The following is an 18,459-nucleotide window of genomic DNA, read 5'->3' as shown; positions in this document are numbered from 1 at the left end:
GGGCGTTTTTTTCGCTGTGGGCGAACGGATTTGTCGTTCCGAGCCGCCGTGGCAATGCTTCGCGCGGTTCAATGCACATCTTCGCGCCTGTGCAAAAACCGGGGTACTAGCCACCCAGCAGGTGTGGAACGCCTGACTCGACCCGGCGCCTGTGCCCGGCACAACAGGCGAACGCGATGCCCTGTGCCCCCCATCCACACCGCATTTCTGTCGATTGTCCGGGCACTTATCCACCGAGATGCGGTGCATCGCCCAGCGTGCGGGGGCCCAACAGCCGGCACCGCACAGCGCTTCCGATTGTTCCCGCACGACTTATCCCCGGCCTTGAACCGTCGAAGCCTCGACACTCGTGGTTCACAAACAAAAACGGCGTGTTTCACGTGAAACACGCCGCCCGTTTCCCACCCACCGCGTCACCAATCAAGCCGTCTTCTTCGCCAACCCGAGATACGTCTCGATCACCTGCGGATTCTGCGCAAGCTCGGCTGCCGGCCCTTCCAGCGCAAACTCGCCCGTCTCCAGCACATAGCCGTAGTCGGAGATCTGCAGCGCCGCCCGTGCGTTCTGCTCGATCAGCAGCGTCGCAACGCCGGTGCCGCGCAACGCGCTGATGATATGAAAGATCTCCTTCACGATCAGCGGCGCCAGCCCGAGGCTCGGCTCGTCGAGCATCAGCAGGTCGGGCTTGCCCATCAGCGCACGTCCGACCGCCAGCATCTGCCGCTCGCCGCCGGACAGCGTGCCGGCCGCCTGCCTGCGGCGTTCCTTCAGCCGCGGAAACAGCGCGAACACGTGATCGAGCTGATCGAGGAAGTTCGATTCCCCCGCCTGCTTGCGCCGATACGCGCCCAGCACAAGGTTGTCTTCGACCGTCATCGTGCTGAACAGCTCGCGCTTCTCCGGTACGAGGCACATGCCGCGGGCGACACGCTGCTCGACCGGCAACGCGCCGACTTCGTTGCCGCGATACACGACCGCGCCCGACGCATGCCCCGTTACCGGCAGCGCCCCCATGATCGCGTTCAGCAGCGTCGATTTACCGGCGCCATTCGGGCCGATCACGCTGACGATCTGCCCCGCCCCGACCTTGATGGCAGCCCCGTGCAGCGCCTCGACCTTCCCGTACCGCACCGCCAGCCCGCGCACTTCGAGAATCGGCATCGTCGTGTCCGTCATCACTCCACCCCGCCCAGATACGCTTCCAGCACGGCCGGGTCCTGCTGCACATCCTGCGGCAGCCCTTCCGCGATCCGCGTGCCGAATTCCATCACCACCAGCCGGTCGGTGAGATTCATCACGAAATCCATGTCGTGTTCCACGAGCAACACGCTCATGCCTTCGGCCTTCAGCCGCCGCAGCAGGTCGGCGAGTTGCTGCTTCTCCTGGTAACGCAGCCCCGCGGCCGGTTCGTCGAGCAGCAGCAGCGTCGGATCGCAGCACAGCGCCCGCGCGATTTCGAGAATCCGCTGCTGGCCGAGCGCGAGACTGCCTGCTTCGTCGTACATGTGCTTCTCGAGCCCGACGCGGCGGATCTGGCGCGCGGCTTCGGCCAGCAACTGCGCTTCCTCGTGCGCATTGAGCCGCGCGATGCTGCGCCACACGCCGGTATGGCCGCGCAGGTGGGCGCCGATCGCGACGTTCTCGAGCACCGTCATCGCCGGCAACAGCTTCACGTGCTGGAACGTGCGACCGATGCCGCGGCGCACGATCTGACGCGACGTCAGCCCGTCGATGCGCTCGCCACGGAACGTGATCGCACCGCCAGTGGGCCTCAGCACGCCGGTCACGAGGTTGAACGTGGTCGACTTGCCCGCGCCGTTCGGGCCGATCAGCCCGATGATCTGCCCCGCTTTCACGTCGAAGCTGACGTCGTTGACGGCCACCAGCCCGCCGAACTGCTTGCGCGCGTTGTCGACGACGAGCAGCGGCTCGGCGGCCACGGGCTTCGCGCGTTGCGGCAGCGGGTCGGCCTGCTCCGGCACATGCGCGCGCGGCCCGCGCGGGAACAGCCTCGCGACGAACGGCCATACGCCCTGGCGCGCGTACTGCAGCAGCAGCACCATCAGCACGCCGAACACGATGATCTCGAAGTTGCCTTCCGAACCGAGCAGCTTCGGCAGCAGCGTCTGCAGGTAGTCCTGCAGCACGGTCAGGATCGCGGCGCCGAGCACCGCGCCCCACACGTGCGACACGCCGCCCACCACGGCCATGAACAGGAATTCGATCCCGTGGTTCAGGCCGAACGGCGTCGGGTTCACCGCGCGTTGCAGGTGCGCGTACAGGAAGCCCGATACCGCCGCGAGCACGGCCGCGTAGACGAAGATCACGACGCGCATCCACGCGGTATTCACGCCCATCGCCTCGGCCATCACGCCGCCGCCGCGCAGCGCGCGGATCGCGCGGCCCGGGCGGCTGTTCAGCAGATTCTGTACCGACACGATCGCGGCCAGCACCACGGCCCAGATCAGGAAATACAGGCTGCGGCCGCTCTCGAGCACGATGCCGAACAGGTTCAGCGCCGGAATCCCGTTGATCCCGTCGTACTTGCCGAGCAGTTCGAGGTTGCCGAACAGGTAGAACAGCGCGAGGCCCCACGCGATCGTACCGAGCGGCAGGAAGTGCCCGGACAGCCGCATCGTCACGGCGCCAAGCACGAGCGCGACGAGCGCCGTCAGCACGACGCCGACGATCAGCGCGAGCCACGGCGACACGCCGTAGCGTGTCGTCAGGAACGCGGTCGCATACGCGCCGATGCCGACGAACGCGGCCTGCCCGAAACTCGTCATCCCGCCGACGCCCGTCAACAGCACGAGCCCGATCGCGACGATCGCATACAGGCCGATGTAGTTCAGCAGCGTGATCCAGTACTCCGGTACCTGGAGCGCGCCGGGCAGCACCGGCAGCGCGAACAGCACCACGAGAAACAGCCAGAAGGTCTTGTTGCGTACCATCGTCTTCATCGCGTCACTCCTCTTCCTCTTCCGCATGCGGCGTCACGAAGCTCCGCCACAGCAGCACCGGAATGATCAGCGTGAACACGATCACCTCCTTGTAGGCGCTCGCCCAGAACGACGAATACGATTCGAGCACGCCGACCAGCAGCGAACCGGCGGCCGCGAGCGGATAGCTGACGAGCCCGCCGATGATCGCGCCGACGAAGCCCTTCAGCCCGATCAGGAAGCCCGAGTCGTAGTAGATCGTCGTCAGCGGGCCGACGAGGATTCCTGACAGTACGCCGAGCCCCGCCGCGAACGTGAACGCGAGCCGCCCGGCTTCGGTCGTGCCGATGCCGACGAGCCGCGCACCGAGCCGGTTCACCGAGGTCGCGCGCAGCGCCTTGCCGGCGATCGTGCGGCCAAAGTACACGTAGAGCGCGCCGATCAGCACGAGCGCCGTGACGACGACCAGGATGCTCTGCACCGACACCGTCATGCTGCCGATCGCGAGCGACGCGTCCGAGAACGCGTTGGTGCGCGAACCTTCCGCGCCGAACATCACGAGGCCGAGGCCGACCATCGCGAAATGGACGGCCACCGACACGATCAGCAGCAGCAGCGTCGTGCCTTCGGCGATCGGCTGGTACACGAGCCGGTAGACGAACGGCCCCATCGGCACGACGATCGCGAGCGTCAGCGCGATCTGCGCGAGCATCGGCATCGGCTGCGCGGCGAAGCTGCGCGTGATCGCGAACACCGCGAGCGGCAGCAGGATGTAGCGGCTGCCGAGCGTCGCGAGCGTGCGGCCGAGCTGATGGCGTCGTTCGCGATGCCGGATCAGGCCGCCGACTTCGAGCAGGAAGCACGCGATGCCCATCACGAACAGCAGCCAGCAGGTAGCGGGGAATTTCTGCGCCTGCAACGCGGCGAGCGTCAGCGCACCGTAGGCGACGAACTCGCCCTGGGGAATGAAGATCACCCGCGTGACGGAAAACACCAGTACGAGCGCCAGCGACAACAATGCATAAATGGCGCCGGTCGTGATGCCGTCTTGCGCGAGGATCGCCGCAATCGAGAGATCCATACGTTTCGTGTATCGAGAGAAGGCTGCGGAGAAACGAAAGGCGGAAACGGCCGGGGCGCGCGCGACGCGATCGGCACGTCGCGCGTCATGCGGCGGGCCCCGGTGGTTCCAGGCGGCACGGCGGTGGCCATGAGGCGCGCCACCCTGCCGACGGCACACGCGGCGCCGTTCGCGCCGCGTGTGCCGGTTTCACGTGATGCTTACTCGGCCTGCAGCTTCCACTTGCCGTCGACGATCTGCACCATCACGCGCGCACGCGTGTCGAAGCCATTGTGATCGGTCGCCGTCATGTTGATTACGCCATGCGAGACCGGCAGATCCTTCACGCTTTCGAGCGAGGCGCGCAGCGCTTCGCGGAACGCCTCGGTGCCCGGCTGGCCCTTCTTCAGCGCCTCCGGGATCGCCCGCTGCAGCAGCAGGCCCGCATCCCACGCATGGCCGCCGAACGTCGACAACGAACCCGCGCCGTAGGCCTTCTCGTACGCGGCCTTATAGCCAAGCGCCGGCTTCTTCACCGGATTCGAGTCGGGCAGCTGGTCGGTCACGAGCACGGGGCCGGCCGGCAGGATCTCGCCTTCGCAATCCTTGCCGCACACGCGCAGGAAATCGTTGTTCGCGACGCCGTGCGTCTGGTACACCTTGCCCTTGTAGCCGCGCTCCTTCAGCGTCTTGGCCGGCAGCGCCGCCGGCGTGCCGGAGCCGGCGATCAGCACCGCATCCGGGTTCGCGCCCAACAGCTTCAGCACCTGCCCCATCACCGATGCGTCGGTCCGGTTGTAGCGCTCGTTCGACACGAGCTTCAGCCCGTTCTTCGCGGCCGCCGCGTCGAACGTCTTGTACCAGCTGTCGCCGTACGCATCGGCGAAGCCGATGAAGCCGACCGTCTTCACGCCGTGCTTGGCCATGTAGCCGGCGATCGCGTCGGCCATCAACTGGTCGTTCTGCGGCACCTTGAACATCCATGCGCGCTTCGCGTCCATCGGCGCGATGATCTGCGCGCTCGCCGCGAGCGAGATCGCCGGCGTCTTGCCCTGCGACACGGGATCGAGCATCGCGAGCGAATTCGGCGTGACGGACGAGCCGATGATCGCGTCGACGTGGTCCTCGTCGATCAGCTTGCGCACGTTCTGCACCGCGCGGCTCGTGTCGGACGCGTCGTCCAGCACGATGTACTGCACGCTCTTGCCCGCGATTTCCTTCGGCAGCAGCGCGATCGTGTTCTTTTCCGGAATCCCGAGCGAGGCGGCCGGGCCGGTGGCCGACAGCGTCACGCCGATCTTCACCTGCGCCGACGCCGTGGCCGCCGCACATACGAGACCCGCGGCAAGCAGGGCCTCCATCCATCGATTCATCTTCATTTACGTTGTCTCCAAACGCTGCTCGAAAAAACCACGGTCGCTCGGGCGGCTCCCCGTTCCCAAACAAGTTAATATATTAATTATCACGTTCATCCGCGCCATGCTCGTTTTCCCGTGAAACGCCGCACCCATGCGCCGCACGCCGGCCGCGACGGTCATTCGGCCATCACGATGCGCAGCAGCAATGTCGTCAGGATGAAGCAGGCAGAAAAATGCGGAACCGCGAGGAAAATCGGTGCGTGCGCAACGATGGCGGGAACGCCCGCCGTGCCGGCCCGAGGGGCCGGGCACGCGTGCGATGAAACGTCGGAAAACCGGCGGCTCATGAGAATGCGGATACGGATGCGAACGCAACGACATTCAATGGCATCGGAGCACGCATACAGGCCGCAAAACGGCTCGGTAAAGCCGCGCCGACCATCGCCCCACCCCGCGATGAGCGAACGGCGCCAGCCGCCCTTCCTGCCCCTAACCATCGTCCCGCGCTGCTCATCCAACCGTACTCCCTCTTCTGCATTCTGCTTGTAGGAGAACTGCCGACCGTTTTCCCGACCGCTCGGTCGGCGAAAGCTGAGTGTAACGGACGCGTTTCGCGCACGCCAACCGGGTAAGCCCGGACAGCAGGTGCGTAATGGCGCGCGCGCTCTGCAAACGAATCACGGGAACGGAAAAGCGGAGGACGCGGCGAAGCGCGGAAAGACGCGGTGCGAACGCAAACGCGAAAGATTGCCGTCACGCGGGCCGATGCACCATCGAGGGAATCCGTGCACGCAAATGAAAAAGCGCTGTTGGATTCCGTCCAACAGCGCTTTGGGGTCCGGGCACTTTGTGCCTCGATTGTCTCCTCGTTCTCCACCTGCAAATTCGTTTCGCGGTGCATCAGAACTAAGGTGAATCTTAAAGAGGCTTAAGCACCACGACAACTTAGCATTTACCCCTATGGTGCATCGCCGCACGAAAATGGGGCACCAATCTGCCGCGCGGTGACGGCCCGAGCCCGCCGCAGCGCCCTTCCAGCGCGTGCGGGATGGTGCTTCGCGTCAACGCGCGGGCGCCACGCCGCAGGTTCACGACGAGGCCCTGAGCGGCTTGATCCGCGCGACCATCTCGCCGACGATGCCGCGCCGGAACGCCAGCACGCATGCGATGAAGATCAGCCCGGTGACGATCGTCGCCGATTCGCCGAGCGAATGGAACCACGCGACGCCCGTCGTCGACGCGAGCCATTCGCCGATGTCGCCGAGCCGGTCTTCCAGCGCCACGATCAGCGCGGCGCCAAGCAGCGGCCCGAACAGCGTGCCCATCCCGCCGACGAGCGTCATCAGTACGACGAGGCCCGACATCGTCCAGTACGCGTCCGATAGCGTCTCGAAGCCGAGCACCAGCACCTTCAGCGAGCCGGCCAGCCCCGCGAGCCCGGCCGACAGGATGAACGCGAGCAGCTTGAAGCGGTCGGTGTCGTAGCCGAGCGAGATCGCGCGCGCCTCGTTCTCCTTGATCGCGACGAGCACCTGGCCGAACGGCGAATGGACGATCCGCACGATGAACGCGCACGCGGCCACGACCACCGTCAGTACGACGTAGTACAGCGCGACGTCGTTCGACAGGTCGAGCAGCCCGAACAGGCGACCGCGGGGCACGCCCTGGAGGCCGTCCTCGCCGTGCGTGAACGGCGCCTGCAGATAGATGAAGTAGACCATCTGCGCGAACGCGAGCGTGATCATCGCGAAGTAGATGCCCTGCCGGCGGATCGCGAACAGCCCGACGACAAGCCCGAGCACCGTCGCGGCGACGGTGCCGGCCAGCACGCCGAGCTCGGGCGTGAAACCGAGCGTCTGCATCGAATAGCCGGTCGCATAGCCGGCCGTCGCGAGGAACATCGCATGGCCGAACGACAGCAGCCCCGTATAGCCGATCAGCAGGTTGAACGCCGCCGCGAACAGCGCGAACGCGAGCACCTTCATCACGAACACCGGATACGCGCCGATGAACGGCGCGGCGAGCAGTGCGGCGAGCAGCACGCCGTAGAGCACTTTTCTCTGCATCATTTTTCCTTGCCGAAGAGGCCCGCCGGGCGGAACAGCAGCACGATCGCCATGATCACGAACACGACGGTGGCCGACGCTTCGGGATAGAACACGCGCGTGAAGCCCTCGATCACGCCGAGCAGCAGGCCCGTGACGATCGAGCCGAGGATCGAGCCCATCCCGCCGATCACGACCACCGCGAACACGGTGATGATCATCGGCTGGCCCATCAGCGGCGACACCTGGATCACCGGCGCGGCCAGCACGCCCGCGAACGCGGCGAGCGCGACGCCGAAGCCGTAGGTGAGCGTGATCATCATCGGCACGTTCACGCCGAACGCCTCGACCAGCTTCGGGTTCTCGGTGCCGGCACGCAGATACGCGCCGAGCCGTGTCTTCTCGATCACGAACCAGGTGGCGAGGCACACCGCGAGCGATGCGACGACGACCCACGCGCGATAGTTCGGCAGGAACATGAAGCCGAGGTTGGTCGCGCCGGACAACTGCGACGGCACGTCGTACGGCTGGCCCGACGACCCGTAGATCGACCGGAACACGCCTTCGACGACCAGCGTGAGGCCGAACGTGAGCAGCAGCCCGTACAGGTGATCGAGCTTGTACAGCCAGCGCAGCATCGAGCGCTCGATCGCGATCCCGAACGCGCCGACGAGCACGGGCGCGAGCACGAGCATCGCCCAGTACGGCAGCCCGAAATACGACAGGCCCATCCACGCGAGCATCGCACCCAGCATGAACAGCGCGCCGTGCGCGAAGTTGATCACGTTGAGCAGCCCGAAGATCACCGCGAGCCCGAGGCTCAGGATCGCGTAGAACGAGCCGTTGACGAGCCCGAGCAGCAACTGGCTCAGCATCGCCGGCAACGGAATGCCAAAGATGTCCATCGACTTAGCCGTCAGAATGAGTTTCGTTGCGTGCGCAACTTCCCTGCATCGCGCACGCGGGCGGCGCAGCGGGCACATCGCTGCAGCCGCCACCATGCGGCGCGCCCGTGCGCGCCGCTAAGCGATGCCTACTTCCACAGCGCGCAGCGCGTTTCCTGCTTGGTGCCGAACGCCTGTTCGCCCGGAATCGTCGCGAGCACCTTGTAGTAGTCCCACGGCTCCTTCGATTCGGACGGCTTCTTCACTTCCATCAGGTACATGTCGTGGATCATGCTGCCGTCCTGACGGATGTAGCCCTTCGCGTAGAAGTCGCTGATCTTGATCTTCTTCAGCTCGGCCATCACCTTGTCGGAGTCGGTCGTCCCGGCGGCCTGCACGGCCTTCAGGTAGGTCGTCACCGACGAGTAGTCGGCCGCCTGCAGGCTCGACGGCATCTTCTTCATCTTGCCGAAGTAGCGCTGCGCCCACTGGCGCGACGCCGCGTCGCGGTTCCAGTACCAGCTGTCCGTCAGCACGAGGCCCTGCGTCGTTTCGAGGCCGAGGCTGTGCACGTCGTCGATGAACATCAGCAGCGCGGCGAGCTTCATCGTCTTCGTGATGCCGAACTCCTTCGCGGCCTTGATCGAGTTGATCGTGTCGCCGCCCGCGTTCGCGAGGCCGAGGATCTGCGCCTTCGACGATTGCGCCTGCAACAGGAACGACGAGAAATCCGACGCGGACAGCGGATGACGCACCGCGCCGAGCACCTGGCCGCCGTTCGCCTTCACGACGTCCGACGTGTTCTTCTCGAGCGCCTTGCCGAACGCGTAGTCGGCCGTCAGGAAGAACCAGTTCTTGCCGCCCTGCTTCACCACCGCCGACCCGGTGCCCTTCGCGAGCGCCATCGTGTCGTACGCGTAGTGGACCGTGTACGGCGTGCACTGCTCGTTGGTCAGCGTGTCGGCGCCGGCGCCAATGTTGATGTAGACCTTCTTCTTCTCGGCCGCGACCTGGTTCATCGACAGCGCGGTGGCCGAGTTCGTGCCGCCGACCAGCAGATCGAGGCCGCCGCGGTCCATCCATTCGCGCGCCTTCGACGCGGCGATGTCGGCCTTGTTCTGGTGGTCGGCATAGACGACCTCGATCGGCTTGCCGAGCACCTTGCCGCCGAAGTCCGCGACCGCCATGCGGATCGCCTCGAGACCGCCCTGCCCGTCGATATCCGCGTAAAGCCCCGACATGTCGGTGATGAAGCCGATCTTCACGGTATCCGCCGCGTGGGCGGCGCCGGCGGTGAGCGCGGCGCTCGCGAGCGCGAGACAGGCCTGTGCGAGGGTCTTCATTTTCATTGACGTCTCCTGTTGTTCTGATGCGTTGTGGTTGTTCGAGGGCCGCCACGGCTAGCGGCAAGGGAAACGGAGCGGCGTCACACCCCGAGCAGGTCGTGCAGCGTCGGCATCTTGCCTTCCAGTTCGGAGGCGCGGAAATGCTCGACGATGCTGCCGTGCTCCATCACGTAGAAGCGGTCGGCGAGCGGCGCGGCGAAGCGGAAATTCTGTTCGACCATCACGATCGTGTAGCCGCGCGCCTTCAGCGCGACGATCATCCGTGCGAGCGCCTGGACGATCACCGGCGCGAGGCCTTCGGAGATCTCGTCGAGCAGCAGCAGGTTCGCGCCGGTGCGCAAGATCCGCGCGACCGCGAGCATCTGCTGCTCGCCGCCGGACAGCCGCGTGCCCTGGCTCTGCCGGCGCGACGCAAGGTTCGGGAACATCGCGTAGATCTCGTCGAGCGACATCGCGTGCTCGCGCGGCCCGATCAGCGGCGGCAGCATCAGGTTCTCCTCGCACGACAGGCTCGAGAAGATCCCGCGCTCCTCCGGGCAGTAGCCGATGCCGAAATGCGCGATGCGATGCGTCGCGAGGCCGATCGTCTCGTGGCCCGCGACCTTGATCGACCCGCTGCGGCGGCCCGTAAGGCCCATGATCGCGCGCAGCGTCGTCGTGCGGCCCGCGCCGTTGCGCCCGAGCAGCGTGACGACCTCGCCGCGATGCACGGTCAGGTCGACACCGTGCAAGATGTGGGATTCCCCGTACCAGGCCTCCAGGCCCGTGATCTCCAGCGCAGGCGTGCCGCTCTCGACGCCGCTCAATTCGCGTTCCTCCCGTTCGCTGTGCTTCATGCGTGCGCCCCGCGAGCGCCGCGTCGGCGCTGCCCATGTAGGCCTCGATGACGAGCGGATTCTTCGACACTTCCGCATACGAGCCTTCGGCCAGCACCTCGCCGCGTTGCAGGACGGTGATCGTGTCGGAGATCCCCGCGATCACGTTCATGTTGTGTTCCACCATCAGGATCGTGCGGCCGCTCGCGACCTTCTTAATCAGCGCGGTCACGCGGTCGACGTCCTCGTGGCCCATCCCCTGCGTGGGCTCGTCGAGCAGCATCAGCTCGGGCTCCATCGCCAGCGTCGTCGCGATCTCGAGCGCGCGCTTGCGGCCGTAGGCCAGCTCGACGGTCGGCACGTGCGCGAAATCGGTGAGGCCGACCTGCGTGAGCAGGTCCATCGCGCGATCGTCGAGCCGTTTCAGCGTGCGTTCGCTGCGCCAGAAATGGAATTCGGTGCCGAGCGCGCGCTGCAGGCCGATGCGCACGTTCTGCAGCGCGGTCAGGTGCGGGAACACGGCCGAGATCTGGAACGAGCGGATGATGCCGCGCCGCGCGACCTGCGCGGGCCGTTCGTCGGTGATGTCGATGCCGTTGAAGACGATCTGGCCGGCCGTCGGCGTCAGAAATTTGGTGAGGAGGTTGAAACAGGTGGTCTTGCCCGCGCCGTTCGGCCCGATCAATGCGTGGATCGCACCGCGCCGCACACGCAGGTTGACACCGTTCACGGCGGTGAAGCCCCTGAATTCCTTCGTCAGTCCGCGTGTTTCCAGAATCGTGTCGCCGAGAATCATGTTCCCTTCCGTACGAAGTCAGGCGAAGCACCGGGAAGCCTGGCGCAAGCGGCCGCGAACAGGTCAGCGGATCAGCGGGCTGCCCCCGGGCGCCGTGGTACGCCTCGAGGGTGGTCTCCCGCGCCGACGCGTATGCACATTACAGAACATTGTCGCGCCGTTGGTGCAGTGCAATCATCGGGATTTGCACTTATAGGGCTGGCCGCCATATCGGCCGAGACTGCGCGCGGTTATTCACCGCGCTTTTTTGACACGTGCATCATCACGCGTTGACCTGCCGCAGGAACCGGCACGCACGCGATGAAAAAAGCCGCGCGACGGCGCGGCTTGCACGGATCTTGCCGTTCGAGCGGATGCGACGGCAGCTTGTTTCGCATAGCGAATCAGCGGGCGTTCGCATGACCGCCCGCTGGCGTGCGTGTCAGCGGGTCGTCACGCCGCCGTCACAGCGGCTTCGGTGCGCACCGCCATCGCTTCGCGCGCCGCACGGCGGTCGGCACGAATCATGTCGCTCGCGCGCTCGGCGATCATCAGCGTCGGCGAATTGGTGTTGCCCGACGTGATGAACGGCATCACCGACGCATCGACGATCCGCAACCCGGCGATGCCGCGCACGCGCAGCCGGCTGTCGACCACCGCGCGCGCGTCGTCGGCGCGCCCCATCCGGCACGTGCCGACCGGGTGGAAGATCGTCGTGCCGACGACGCCGGCTGCGTCGATCAGTTCGGCCTCGGTCCGGTACTGCGGGCCGGGCAGGATTTCCTCGGGGCGATAGCGTGCGAGCGCCGGTGCGGAGGCGATCCGGCGCGTGAGGCGCAGCGCATTCGCGGCGACGTGGCGATCGTGGTCGGTCGACAGATAGTTCGGCGCGATCGCCGGTGCGCTGGCCGGATCGGCGCTCGTGACGTGCACGCTGCCGCGCGAGCTCGGCCGCAAATGGCAGACCGACGCCGTAAAGGCGTTGAAGCCGTGCAACGGCTCGCCGAAGCGTTCGAGCGACAGCGGCTGCACGTGGTACTGGAGATCGGGGCGCGTGAGTGCGGGATCGTCCGGATCGGATTTCGCGAACGCGCCCAACTGCGATGGCGCCATCGACATCGGCCCGCGCTGCAGCAGCGCATATTCGGCGCCGATCATCAGCTTGCCCCACCAGCGCGCGGACAGCGTGTTGAGCGTGCGCACGCCGTCGACACGAAACGCCATCCGCAATTGCAGGTGATCCTGCAGGTTTTCGCCGACGCCCGGCAGATCCTGCACGACGTCGATGCCAAGCGCCTGCAGCCGCCGGCCATCGCCGATACCCGACAGTTCGAGCAGTTGCGGCGAATTCACCGCGCCCGATGTCAGCAGCACTTCCGCCCGCGCCCGCGCGACGTAGTCGGTGCCGCCGCCGTGGTACTCGACACCCACCGCGCGCCGCCCGTCGAAAATCACGCGTTGCGCATGCGCGCCGGTGATCACGGTCAGGTTCGGGCGCGCCATCGCGGGCCGCAGGAACGCCTTCGACGTATTCCAGCGCACGCCGCGCTTCTGGTTCACTTCGAAGTAGCCGACCCCGGCATTGTCGCCGCGGTTGAAATCGTCGGTGGCGGGGATGCCCGTCTGCTGCGCGGCCTGCGCGAACGATTCGAGGATCTCCCAGCGCAGCCGCTGCTTCTCGACACGCCAGTAGCCGCCCGCGCCGTGCGCATCGCTCGCGCCCGCATGATGATCCTCGCTGCGCTTGAAGATCGGCAGCACGCTGTCCCACGACCAGCCGGCGTCGCCGGTTTCCTGCGCCCAGTTGTCGTAGTCCTCGCGCTGGCCGCGCATGTAGATCATTCCGTTGATCGACGAGCAGCCGCCGAGCACGCGGCCGCGCGGATACGACAGCGCGCGACCGTTGAGCGCCGCTTCGGGCTGCGTCTTGTACAGCCAGTCGGTGCGCGGGTTGCCGATGCAGTACAGATAGCCGACCGGGATATGAATCCAGTGGTAGTCGTCCTTGCCGCCCGCTTCGAGCAGCAGCACGCTGATGTCGGGATCCTCGGTCAGGCGGTTCGCGAGCACGCAGCCCGCGGTGCCCGCGCCGACGATCACGTAGTCGAATTCGCCCTCGAGCGTGCGTTGAGTACTCACGGCGTGTCTCCTGTCGACCCGAGTGAGTGCTTTGGCACTGACTCGGGTCCCATGCTTCGCGGTCGAGCCGGACGAGCGCTCCAGCGCTGACTCCGGCCCCTGCGAGCGCGTTGTTGTGTACCGCGCGGCGCGATACCGCGCGTCATTTTCAGCATAGTGCGTCGCGAGCCGCGCCTGCAGCCCCGCGCGCCATGACGACCCGATGAAGCGTACTCCCGCGCCCGGCCGCCGATCCAATGAGTTATGCTGAACTGCGTTATAAGCCACGCTCATATCACGACGATGGATCTCACCTTGCTCCGCGCGTTCGCGACGGTCGCGCGCGAAGGCAACCTGACGCGCGCGGCCGCGCAATTGCACGTCACGCAGCCGGCCGTCAGCCTGCAGATCAAGCATCTGCAGGAAACGCTCGGCGTCGCGCTGTTCACGCGCACGTCGCGCGGGCTCGCGCTCACGCGCGACGGGCAGACGCTGCTGCCGCATGCGGAACGCGCGCTCGCCGCGGCCGCCGACGTGCAGCGCGCCGCTGCCGCGCTGCGGCACGAAGTACGCGGCCGGCTGCGGATCGGCACGATCCTCGATCCGGGCTTCCTGCGGCTCGGCGGCTTCCTGCGCGCGCTGGTCGAGACCCATCCGCAGATCGAGACCGCGCTGCGGCACGGGATGTCGGGCTGGGTAATCGAACAGGTGCGCGCGCAGGCGCTCGACGTCGGCTACTACATCGGCCGCCCCGAAGAGGACTCGCCGCGCGACGACGCGCTGTTCCACACCGTCACGCTCACGCGCTTCGAATATCGCGTCCTGGCGCCGGCCGGCTGGAAGGAGCGCGTGCAGCGCGCGCAAGACTGGCGCGCGCTCGCCGCGCTGCCGTGGATCTGGACGCCGCCGGCGTCCGCGCACCACCGGCTGCTGTCGCGGCGTTTCGCGGCGGCCGGCGCGCAGCCGGTGAAGGTCGCCGAGGTCGACCAGGAGCAGTCGATGCTCGACCTGGTCAAATCGGGGATCGGCTTGACGCTCGCGCGGGATTCGACCGCGCTGGCCGAAGCGCACGCGCATGCGCTGACGATCGTCGAACCCGTGACGGTGCCGACCGAACTGACGTTCGTGACGCTCGCCGCGCGGCGCGACGAGCCGGCGATCGCGGCCGCGCTGCGGCTGATCGAAGCGCAGTGGGCGATATGAGCGTGGCTGATGTCGAGGTGACCGGTTGCGCATCGGCTTTCGGTGCCTGATGCATGCCGCGGATCGCCATCGCGGGCGAAATCGCCGCCGAGCCCGTCCCGCGTCGCGTCGCCGCGCCCCGTCCGCTCGTCACGCCACCATCGCAGGCTTTTTGCTAGATTGTGCGTTCGCACACCGCGAGACCCCGATTGAAGGAGACCCGCATGGCCCGCAACATCGAGATCAAAGCCCGCGCCCGCGAATTCGACCGGCTGCGCGAACAGGCGGCCCAGCTCGCGACCGAAGCACCGTTGTTCTACCGCCAGCAGGATTTCTTCTATGACGTGCCGCGCGGCCGGCTCAAGCTGCGCCGCTTCGAGGACGGCACGCCCGCCGAGCTGATCTTCTACCAGCGCGACGACCGCGACGGCCCGAAGGCGTCGTACTACACGCGCAGCCCGGTCACGAACCCCGACGCGATGCATTCGCTGCTCGCGACCGCGCTGACCACGCGCGGGATCGTGACGAAGGAGCGACATGTGTACCTCGCGGGCCGCACGCGCATCCACCTCGACCGCGTCGACGGCCTCGGCGATTTCATCGAGCTCGAGGTCGTGCTCGGCCCCGACGACGACGAAGCGGGCGGCGAAGCGGAAGCGCACGAGGTGTTCGCGAAGCTCGGCGTGGCGCAGGACGATCTCGTCGCGGTCGCGTACGTCGATCTGCTGAACGCCGACACCGAGCCTGAAACGGCCTGATCCGGCCCCACAGAAGGCGGCGCCGCGCGTACCGCCTTCAGCGCCCCTGCCGCTGCCGCCTCCCGGTCACGCAGCGCCGGGCGCCAGATGCGCGAGCGGCAGCGCACCGTTGCGCTTGAAGGTCGTCAGCACGATGTTCGAGCGCACGCTGTCGACGCCCGGCACCCGCATCAGCTTCTTCATCACGAACTGCGACAGCGCGTTGAGATCCGGCGCGACGATCCGCAGCAGGTAGTCGGCATCGCCCACCACCGCATGGCATTCGAGCACTTCGGGCAGCACGTCGATCTGCTGCTGGAACTGCTCGATGATCGAATCGCCGTGATGCTTGAGCTTCAGGCTCGTGAACGCGGTCACGCCGAGCCCGAGTTTTTCGGGGCGCAGCATCACGCGGTAGCCTTCGATCACGCCGGCCGCCTCGAGCCGCTGCAGCCGCCGGCCGATCTGCGACGGCGACAGCGGCACCTCCTCGCCCAGTTGCTGATGCGTCGCGCGCCCGAAGCGCTGCAGCACGTCCAGCAGCGCGAGATCGAAGTGATCGAGTTCCAGCATGAGCATTCTCCGCATTGATTCGTGATTTGATGCGCGATTATCGCATCAGTCAGCAAATCAACGCCAACTATGCGCCCAATCCGCGCGCAGCCCGCTCTACACTTGCATGGTTCCAACCCCAGCGTGCAGAGCCTGATCATGTCCACCGTCGTCACCGCGAAACTGCAGGAGCAGTTCGATGCGGGCCTCGAAACCCGCGCCGATTTCACCATCGACCAGCCGCTGCAGCGCTACGGCCAGGTCGATCACGCGGTGTGGCACCAGCTCTATGCGCGCCAGTCGGCCCTGCTGCGCGGCCGCGCGTGCGATGCGTTCGTCGCCGGGCTCGGCAAGATTGCGCTGCCGGCCGATCGCGTACCGTCGTTCGCGGACGTGAACCGCCAGTTGAAGCCCGCGACCGGTTGGGAAATCGTCGCGGTGCCGGGCCTCGTGCCCGACCGCGTGTTCTTCGAGCACCTCGCGAACCGGCGTTTCCCCGTTACCTGGTGGATGCGCCGTCCCGACCAGCTCGACTACCTGCAGGAACCCGACTGCTTTCACGACCTGTTCGGCCACGTGCCGCTGCTGATCGACCCGGTGTTCGCCGACTACATGCAGGCGTATGGCCGCACCGCGCTCGCGGTCGCCGACGACGAAGCGGCACTGGCGCGGCTCGCGCGCCTCTATTGGTATACGGTGGAATTCGGGCTGATCCGCGACCCGCGCGGGACGAATGGGCTGTCGATCTACGGCGCGGGGATCGTGTCGAGCAAAGGCGAAAGCCTGTACAGCCTCGAAAGCGCGGCGCCGAACCGGCTCGCGTTCGACCTCGAGCGCGTGATGCGCACGAAGTACCGGATCGACACGTTCCAGAAGACCTACTTCGTGATCGACGATTTCGCGCAGTTGTTCGCGCTCGCCGACGTCGACGGCCGCGCACTGGCCGATCGGCTCGCGGCGCTGCCCGAATTCGCGGCCGGCGCGGTGCTCGACACCGACCGCGTGCTGCATCGCGGCACGGGCGAAGGCTGGCCCGACGACGCCGACGCGTGACGTACCGCGGCGCCGACCGCCGTCGGCCGGCCGCCCGTCACCCTTTGCGCAACTATGAAACAATGAACGATGCCGGCCTCGCCGCGCGGTGCAGCCGCGCGTGGGCGCCGTTACCGAACGAGAGGTGCAAGATGATCCACAAGCTCACATCCGAAGAACGCAAGACCCGGCTCGAAGACCTGCCGCACTGGACGGCCGTGCCGGGCCGCGACGCGATCCAGCGCCGCCTGCGCTTCGCCGATTTCAACGAAGCGTTCGGCTTCATGACGCGCGTCGCGATCAAGGCGCAGGAGATGAACCACCATCCGGAATGGTTCAACGTGTACAACCGTGTCGACGTCACGCTGTCGACCCACGACGCCGACGGCCTGACCGAACGCGACATCGAACTCGCGCGGTTCATCGACGGCGCCGCCGCGCACGCGCAACCGGGCGCCTGAATCCCGAGTCCCGCCGCTACCGCCGCGCATCTTTCCGTGCGCGGCGCGTCAACTTTTCATTTCGCTGAACGTTTTCTAGGATGTACTCAGCGAAAGCCTTCAGCTTTCCAAGCCATCCTTAAGGCGCACGTAAGTCTCGTACGCTTTCCGCGCCTTGGGGTCCAATCCTTCCAGTTGCAGCGCGCTTTCGCGCTGTACAATCAGCAGCGCATACGGCTTGGAGAGCGCGCTGGCCTCTTCGCAGAGTTTGAGTTCGTCGCCGCTCGACGGCGAGCGGGCGCGCCAGAAATTGATCGCGGCTTCGAGGTCGTGGATCGAAATATCGGACATGATTGGATTTAATCGTTCGCTGGCCGCCATGCTTGATGTCAGGCGATGCGGCGTCCCTGTGGAAACGGCTTCGTGCTGTCCGCGTGCCTGAACCGCCAACCCATTGTACTTGAGCGAACTTCATGCGACTCCTTCTGATCGAAGACGACCGCCCCATCGCACGCGGTATCCAGAGCAGCCTCGAACAGGCTGGCTTCACCGTCGACATGGTGCATGACGGCATTTTTGCCGAACAGGCGCTGGCACAGAACCGCCACGAACTCGTGATCCTCGACCTCGGCCTGCCGGGCATCGACGGGATGACGCTGCTCACGCGCTTTCGCCAGACCAACCGCCACACGCCCGTGATCGTGCTGACCGCGCGCGACGAACTGAACGACCGGATCCAGGGCCTGAACTCCGGCGCCGACGACTACATGCTCAAGCCGTTCGAGCCGGCCGAACTCGAAGCGCGCATCCGCGCGGTGATGCGTCGCAGCGGCCCGCACAGCGACATGCCGCGTCCGGAAGTGTCGCTCGGCGGCGTCCGCCTGTCGGGCGTCGACCGCCGCATCTTCAACGACGACAAGCCGCTCGAACTGTCGCCGCGCGAATTCGCGGTGCTCGAGATGCTGCTGCTGCGTCACGGCCGCGTCGTCAGCAAGGCCCAGTTGCAGGATCACCTCACTCACTTCGGCGGCGATCTTGGCGACACCGCGATCGAAGTCTACGTGCACCGCGTGCGCAAGAAACTCGAGCAATGCCGGGTCGAAATCGTCACGGTGCGCGGCTTCGGCTACCTGCTGCAGGAAATCCGCCAGACGGCGAGCGTCTGAGCGACACCGC

17 protein-coding genes and 1 pseudogene are annotated in these 18,459 nt (G+C 66.5%); 5 read left to right on the top strand and 13 right to left on the bottom strand.

Annotated elements, in window-relative coordinates; translation table 11 throughout:
- Positions 1 to 420: 420 nt before the first annotated feature.
- From SY91_RS02915 to SY91_RS02865, 11 genes and pseudogenes are all read right to left on the bottom strand, one after another.
- Positions 421 to 1,176, bottom strand: a complete 756-nt coding sequence (locus SY91_RS02915; RefSeq protein WP_012327602.1) for an ABC transporter ATP-binding protein — start codon at positions 1,174 to 1,176, stop codon at positions 421 to 423.
- Complete coding sequence (locus SY91_RS02910) at positions 1,176 to 2,960, bottom strand: ABC transporter permease subunit (protein WP_023476549.1); 1,785 nt, start codon at positions 2,958 to 2,960, stop codon at positions 1,176 to 1,178. Before SY91_RS02910 ends, SY91_RS02915 begins: the two co-directional genes overlap by 1 nt.
- A gap of 4 nt (positions 2,961 to 2,964) precedes the next feature.
- A complete protein-coding gene (locus SY91_RS02905) occupies positions 2,965 to 4,020 on the bottom strand; it encodes a branched-chain amino acid ABC transporter permease (RefSeq protein ID WP_023476550.1) in 1,056 nt (351 codons plus the stop codon).
- 200 nt (positions 4,021 to 4,220) lie between these two features.
- On the bottom strand, positions 4,221 to 5,378 hold the full coding sequence (locus SY91_RS02900) for an ABC transporter substrate-binding protein (RefSeq protein ID WP_011546810.1): 1,158 nt from the start codon (positions 5,376 to 5,378) through the stop codon (positions 4,221 to 4,223).
- Between the two features lie 155 nt (positions 5,379 to 5,533).
- Positions 5,534 to 5,875: a hypothetical protein gene (locus SY91_RS02895; protein WP_185921047.1), complete on the bottom strand. Its 342-nt coding sequence runs from the start codon at positions 5,873 to 5,875 to the stop codon at positions 5,534 to 5,536.
- A 570-nt stretch (positions 5,876 to 6,445) separates the two neighbouring features.
- Positions 6,446 to 7,423 (bottom strand): branched-chain amino acid ABC transporter permease, encoded by a 978-nt coding sequence (locus SY91_RS02890; protein ID WP_023476551.1) that lies wholly within the window; start codon positions 7,421 to 7,423, stop codon positions 6,446 to 6,448.
- The gene (locus tag SY91_RS02885) at positions 7,423 to 8,307 is read right to left on the bottom strand and encodes a branched-chain amino acid ABC transporter permease (RefSeq protein WP_012327599.1); all 885 of its coding nucleotides are present in this window, start codon (positions 8,305 to 8,307) and stop codon (positions 7,423 to 7,425) included. The genes SY91_RS02890 and SY91_RS02885 overlap by 1 nt, the downstream gene beginning before the upstream one ends.
- Positions 8,308 to 8,435: 128 nt before the next feature.
- Positions 8,436 to 9,635 (bottom strand): ABC transporter substrate-binding protein, encoded by a 1,200-nt coding sequence (locus tag SY91_RS02880; protein WP_023476552.1) that lies wholly within the window; start codon positions 9,633 to 9,635, stop codon positions 8,436 to 8,438.
- 77 nt (positions 9,636 to 9,712) lie between these two features.
- Positions 9,713 to 10,468 carry an ABC transporter ATP-binding protein gene (locus SY91_RS02875; protein WP_006477267.1) on the bottom strand — a complete coding sequence of 252 codons (756 nt, stop codon included), beginning with the start codon at positions 10,466 to 10,468 and terminating at the stop codon, positions 9,713 to 9,715.
- A 7-nt stretch (positions 10,469 to 10,475) separates the two neighbouring features.
- Positions 10,476 to 11,243 (bottom strand): annotated as a pseudogene (locus tag SY91_RS02870) (ABC transporter ATP-binding protein); the annotation flags it as partial.
- A gap of 432 nt (positions 11,244 to 11,675) precedes the next feature.
- Positions 11,676 to 13,361 (bottom strand): GMC family oxidoreductase, encoded by a 1,686-nt coding sequence (locus tag SY91_RS02865; RefSeq protein ID WP_023476554.1) that lies wholly within the window; start codon positions 13,359 to 13,361, stop codon positions 11,676 to 11,678.
- A gap of 282 nt (positions 13,362 to 13,643) precedes the next feature.
- Here SY91_RS02865 and SY91_RS02860 point away from each other — a divergent pair, with 282 nt between their 5' ends.
- Entirely contained in the window at positions 13,644 to 14,543 is a 900-nt protein-coding gene (locus SY91_RS02860) for a LysR family transcriptional regulator (RefSeq protein ID WP_043887667.1), read from the top strand.
- A gap of 203 nt (positions 14,544 to 14,746) precedes the next feature.
- Positions 14,747 to 15,280, top strand: coding sequence for a class IV adenylate cyclase (locus SY91_RS02855; RefSeq protein ID WP_011546816.1), 534 nt, complete (start codon positions 14,747 to 14,749; stop codon positions 15,278 to 15,280).
- Between the two features lie 66 nt (positions 15,281 to 15,346).
- Here SY91_RS02855 and SY91_RS02850 read toward each other — a convergent pair whose 3' ends face one another.
- Entirely contained in the window at positions 15,347 to 15,832 is a 486-nt protein-coding gene (locus tag SY91_RS02850; protein WP_006408082.1) for an Lrp/AsnC family transcriptional regulator, read from the bottom strand.
- A 138-nt stretch (positions 15,833 to 15,970) separates the two neighbouring features.
- Between SY91_RS02850 and phhA the strand changes: the two genes are divergently transcribed.
- Together phhA and SY91_RS02840 are read left to right on the top strand one after the other, a co-directional pair.
- On the top strand, positions 15,971 to 16,864 hold the full coding sequence (phhA, locus tag SY91_RS02845) for a phenylalanine 4-monooxygenase (RefSeq protein ID WP_043887694.1): 894 nt from the start codon (positions 15,971 to 15,973) through the stop codon (positions 16,862 to 16,864).
- Between the two features lie 62 nt (positions 16,865 to 16,926).
- Entirely contained in the window at positions 16,927 to 17,304 is a 378-nt protein-coding gene (locus tag SY91_RS02840) for a 4a-hydroxytetrahydrobiopterin dehydratase (RefSeq protein ID WP_260432953.1), read from the top strand.
- Positions 17,305 to 17,403: 99 nt separating this feature from the next.
- Here the strand turns inward: SY91_RS02840 and SY91_RS02835 are convergent, their stop codons facing one another.
- Entirely contained in the window at positions 17,404 to 17,634 is a 231-nt protein-coding gene (locus tag SY91_RS02835) for a DUF3717 domain-containing protein (protein WP_006401493.1), read from the bottom strand.
- Between the two features lie 122 nt (positions 17,635 to 17,756).
- On the opposite strand from SY91_RS02835, the gene SY91_RS02830 reads away from it, so the two are divergent.
- Positions 17,757 to 18,449, top strand: a complete 693-nt coding sequence (locus SY91_RS02830; RefSeq protein ID WP_006401494.1) for a response regulator transcription factor — start codon at positions 17,757 to 17,759, stop codon at positions 18,447 to 18,449.
- Positions 18,450 to 18,459: the final 10 nt, after the last annotated feature.

The organism is Burkholderia cenocepacia, assembly GCF_014211915.1.
GTDB lineage: Bacteria > Pseudomonadota > Gammaproteobacteria > Burkholderiales > Burkholderiaceae > Burkholderia > Burkholderia orbicola.
Note: the sequence above shows the minus strand (reverse complement) of the source record. Positions and strands in the feature narration are given on the sequence as shown.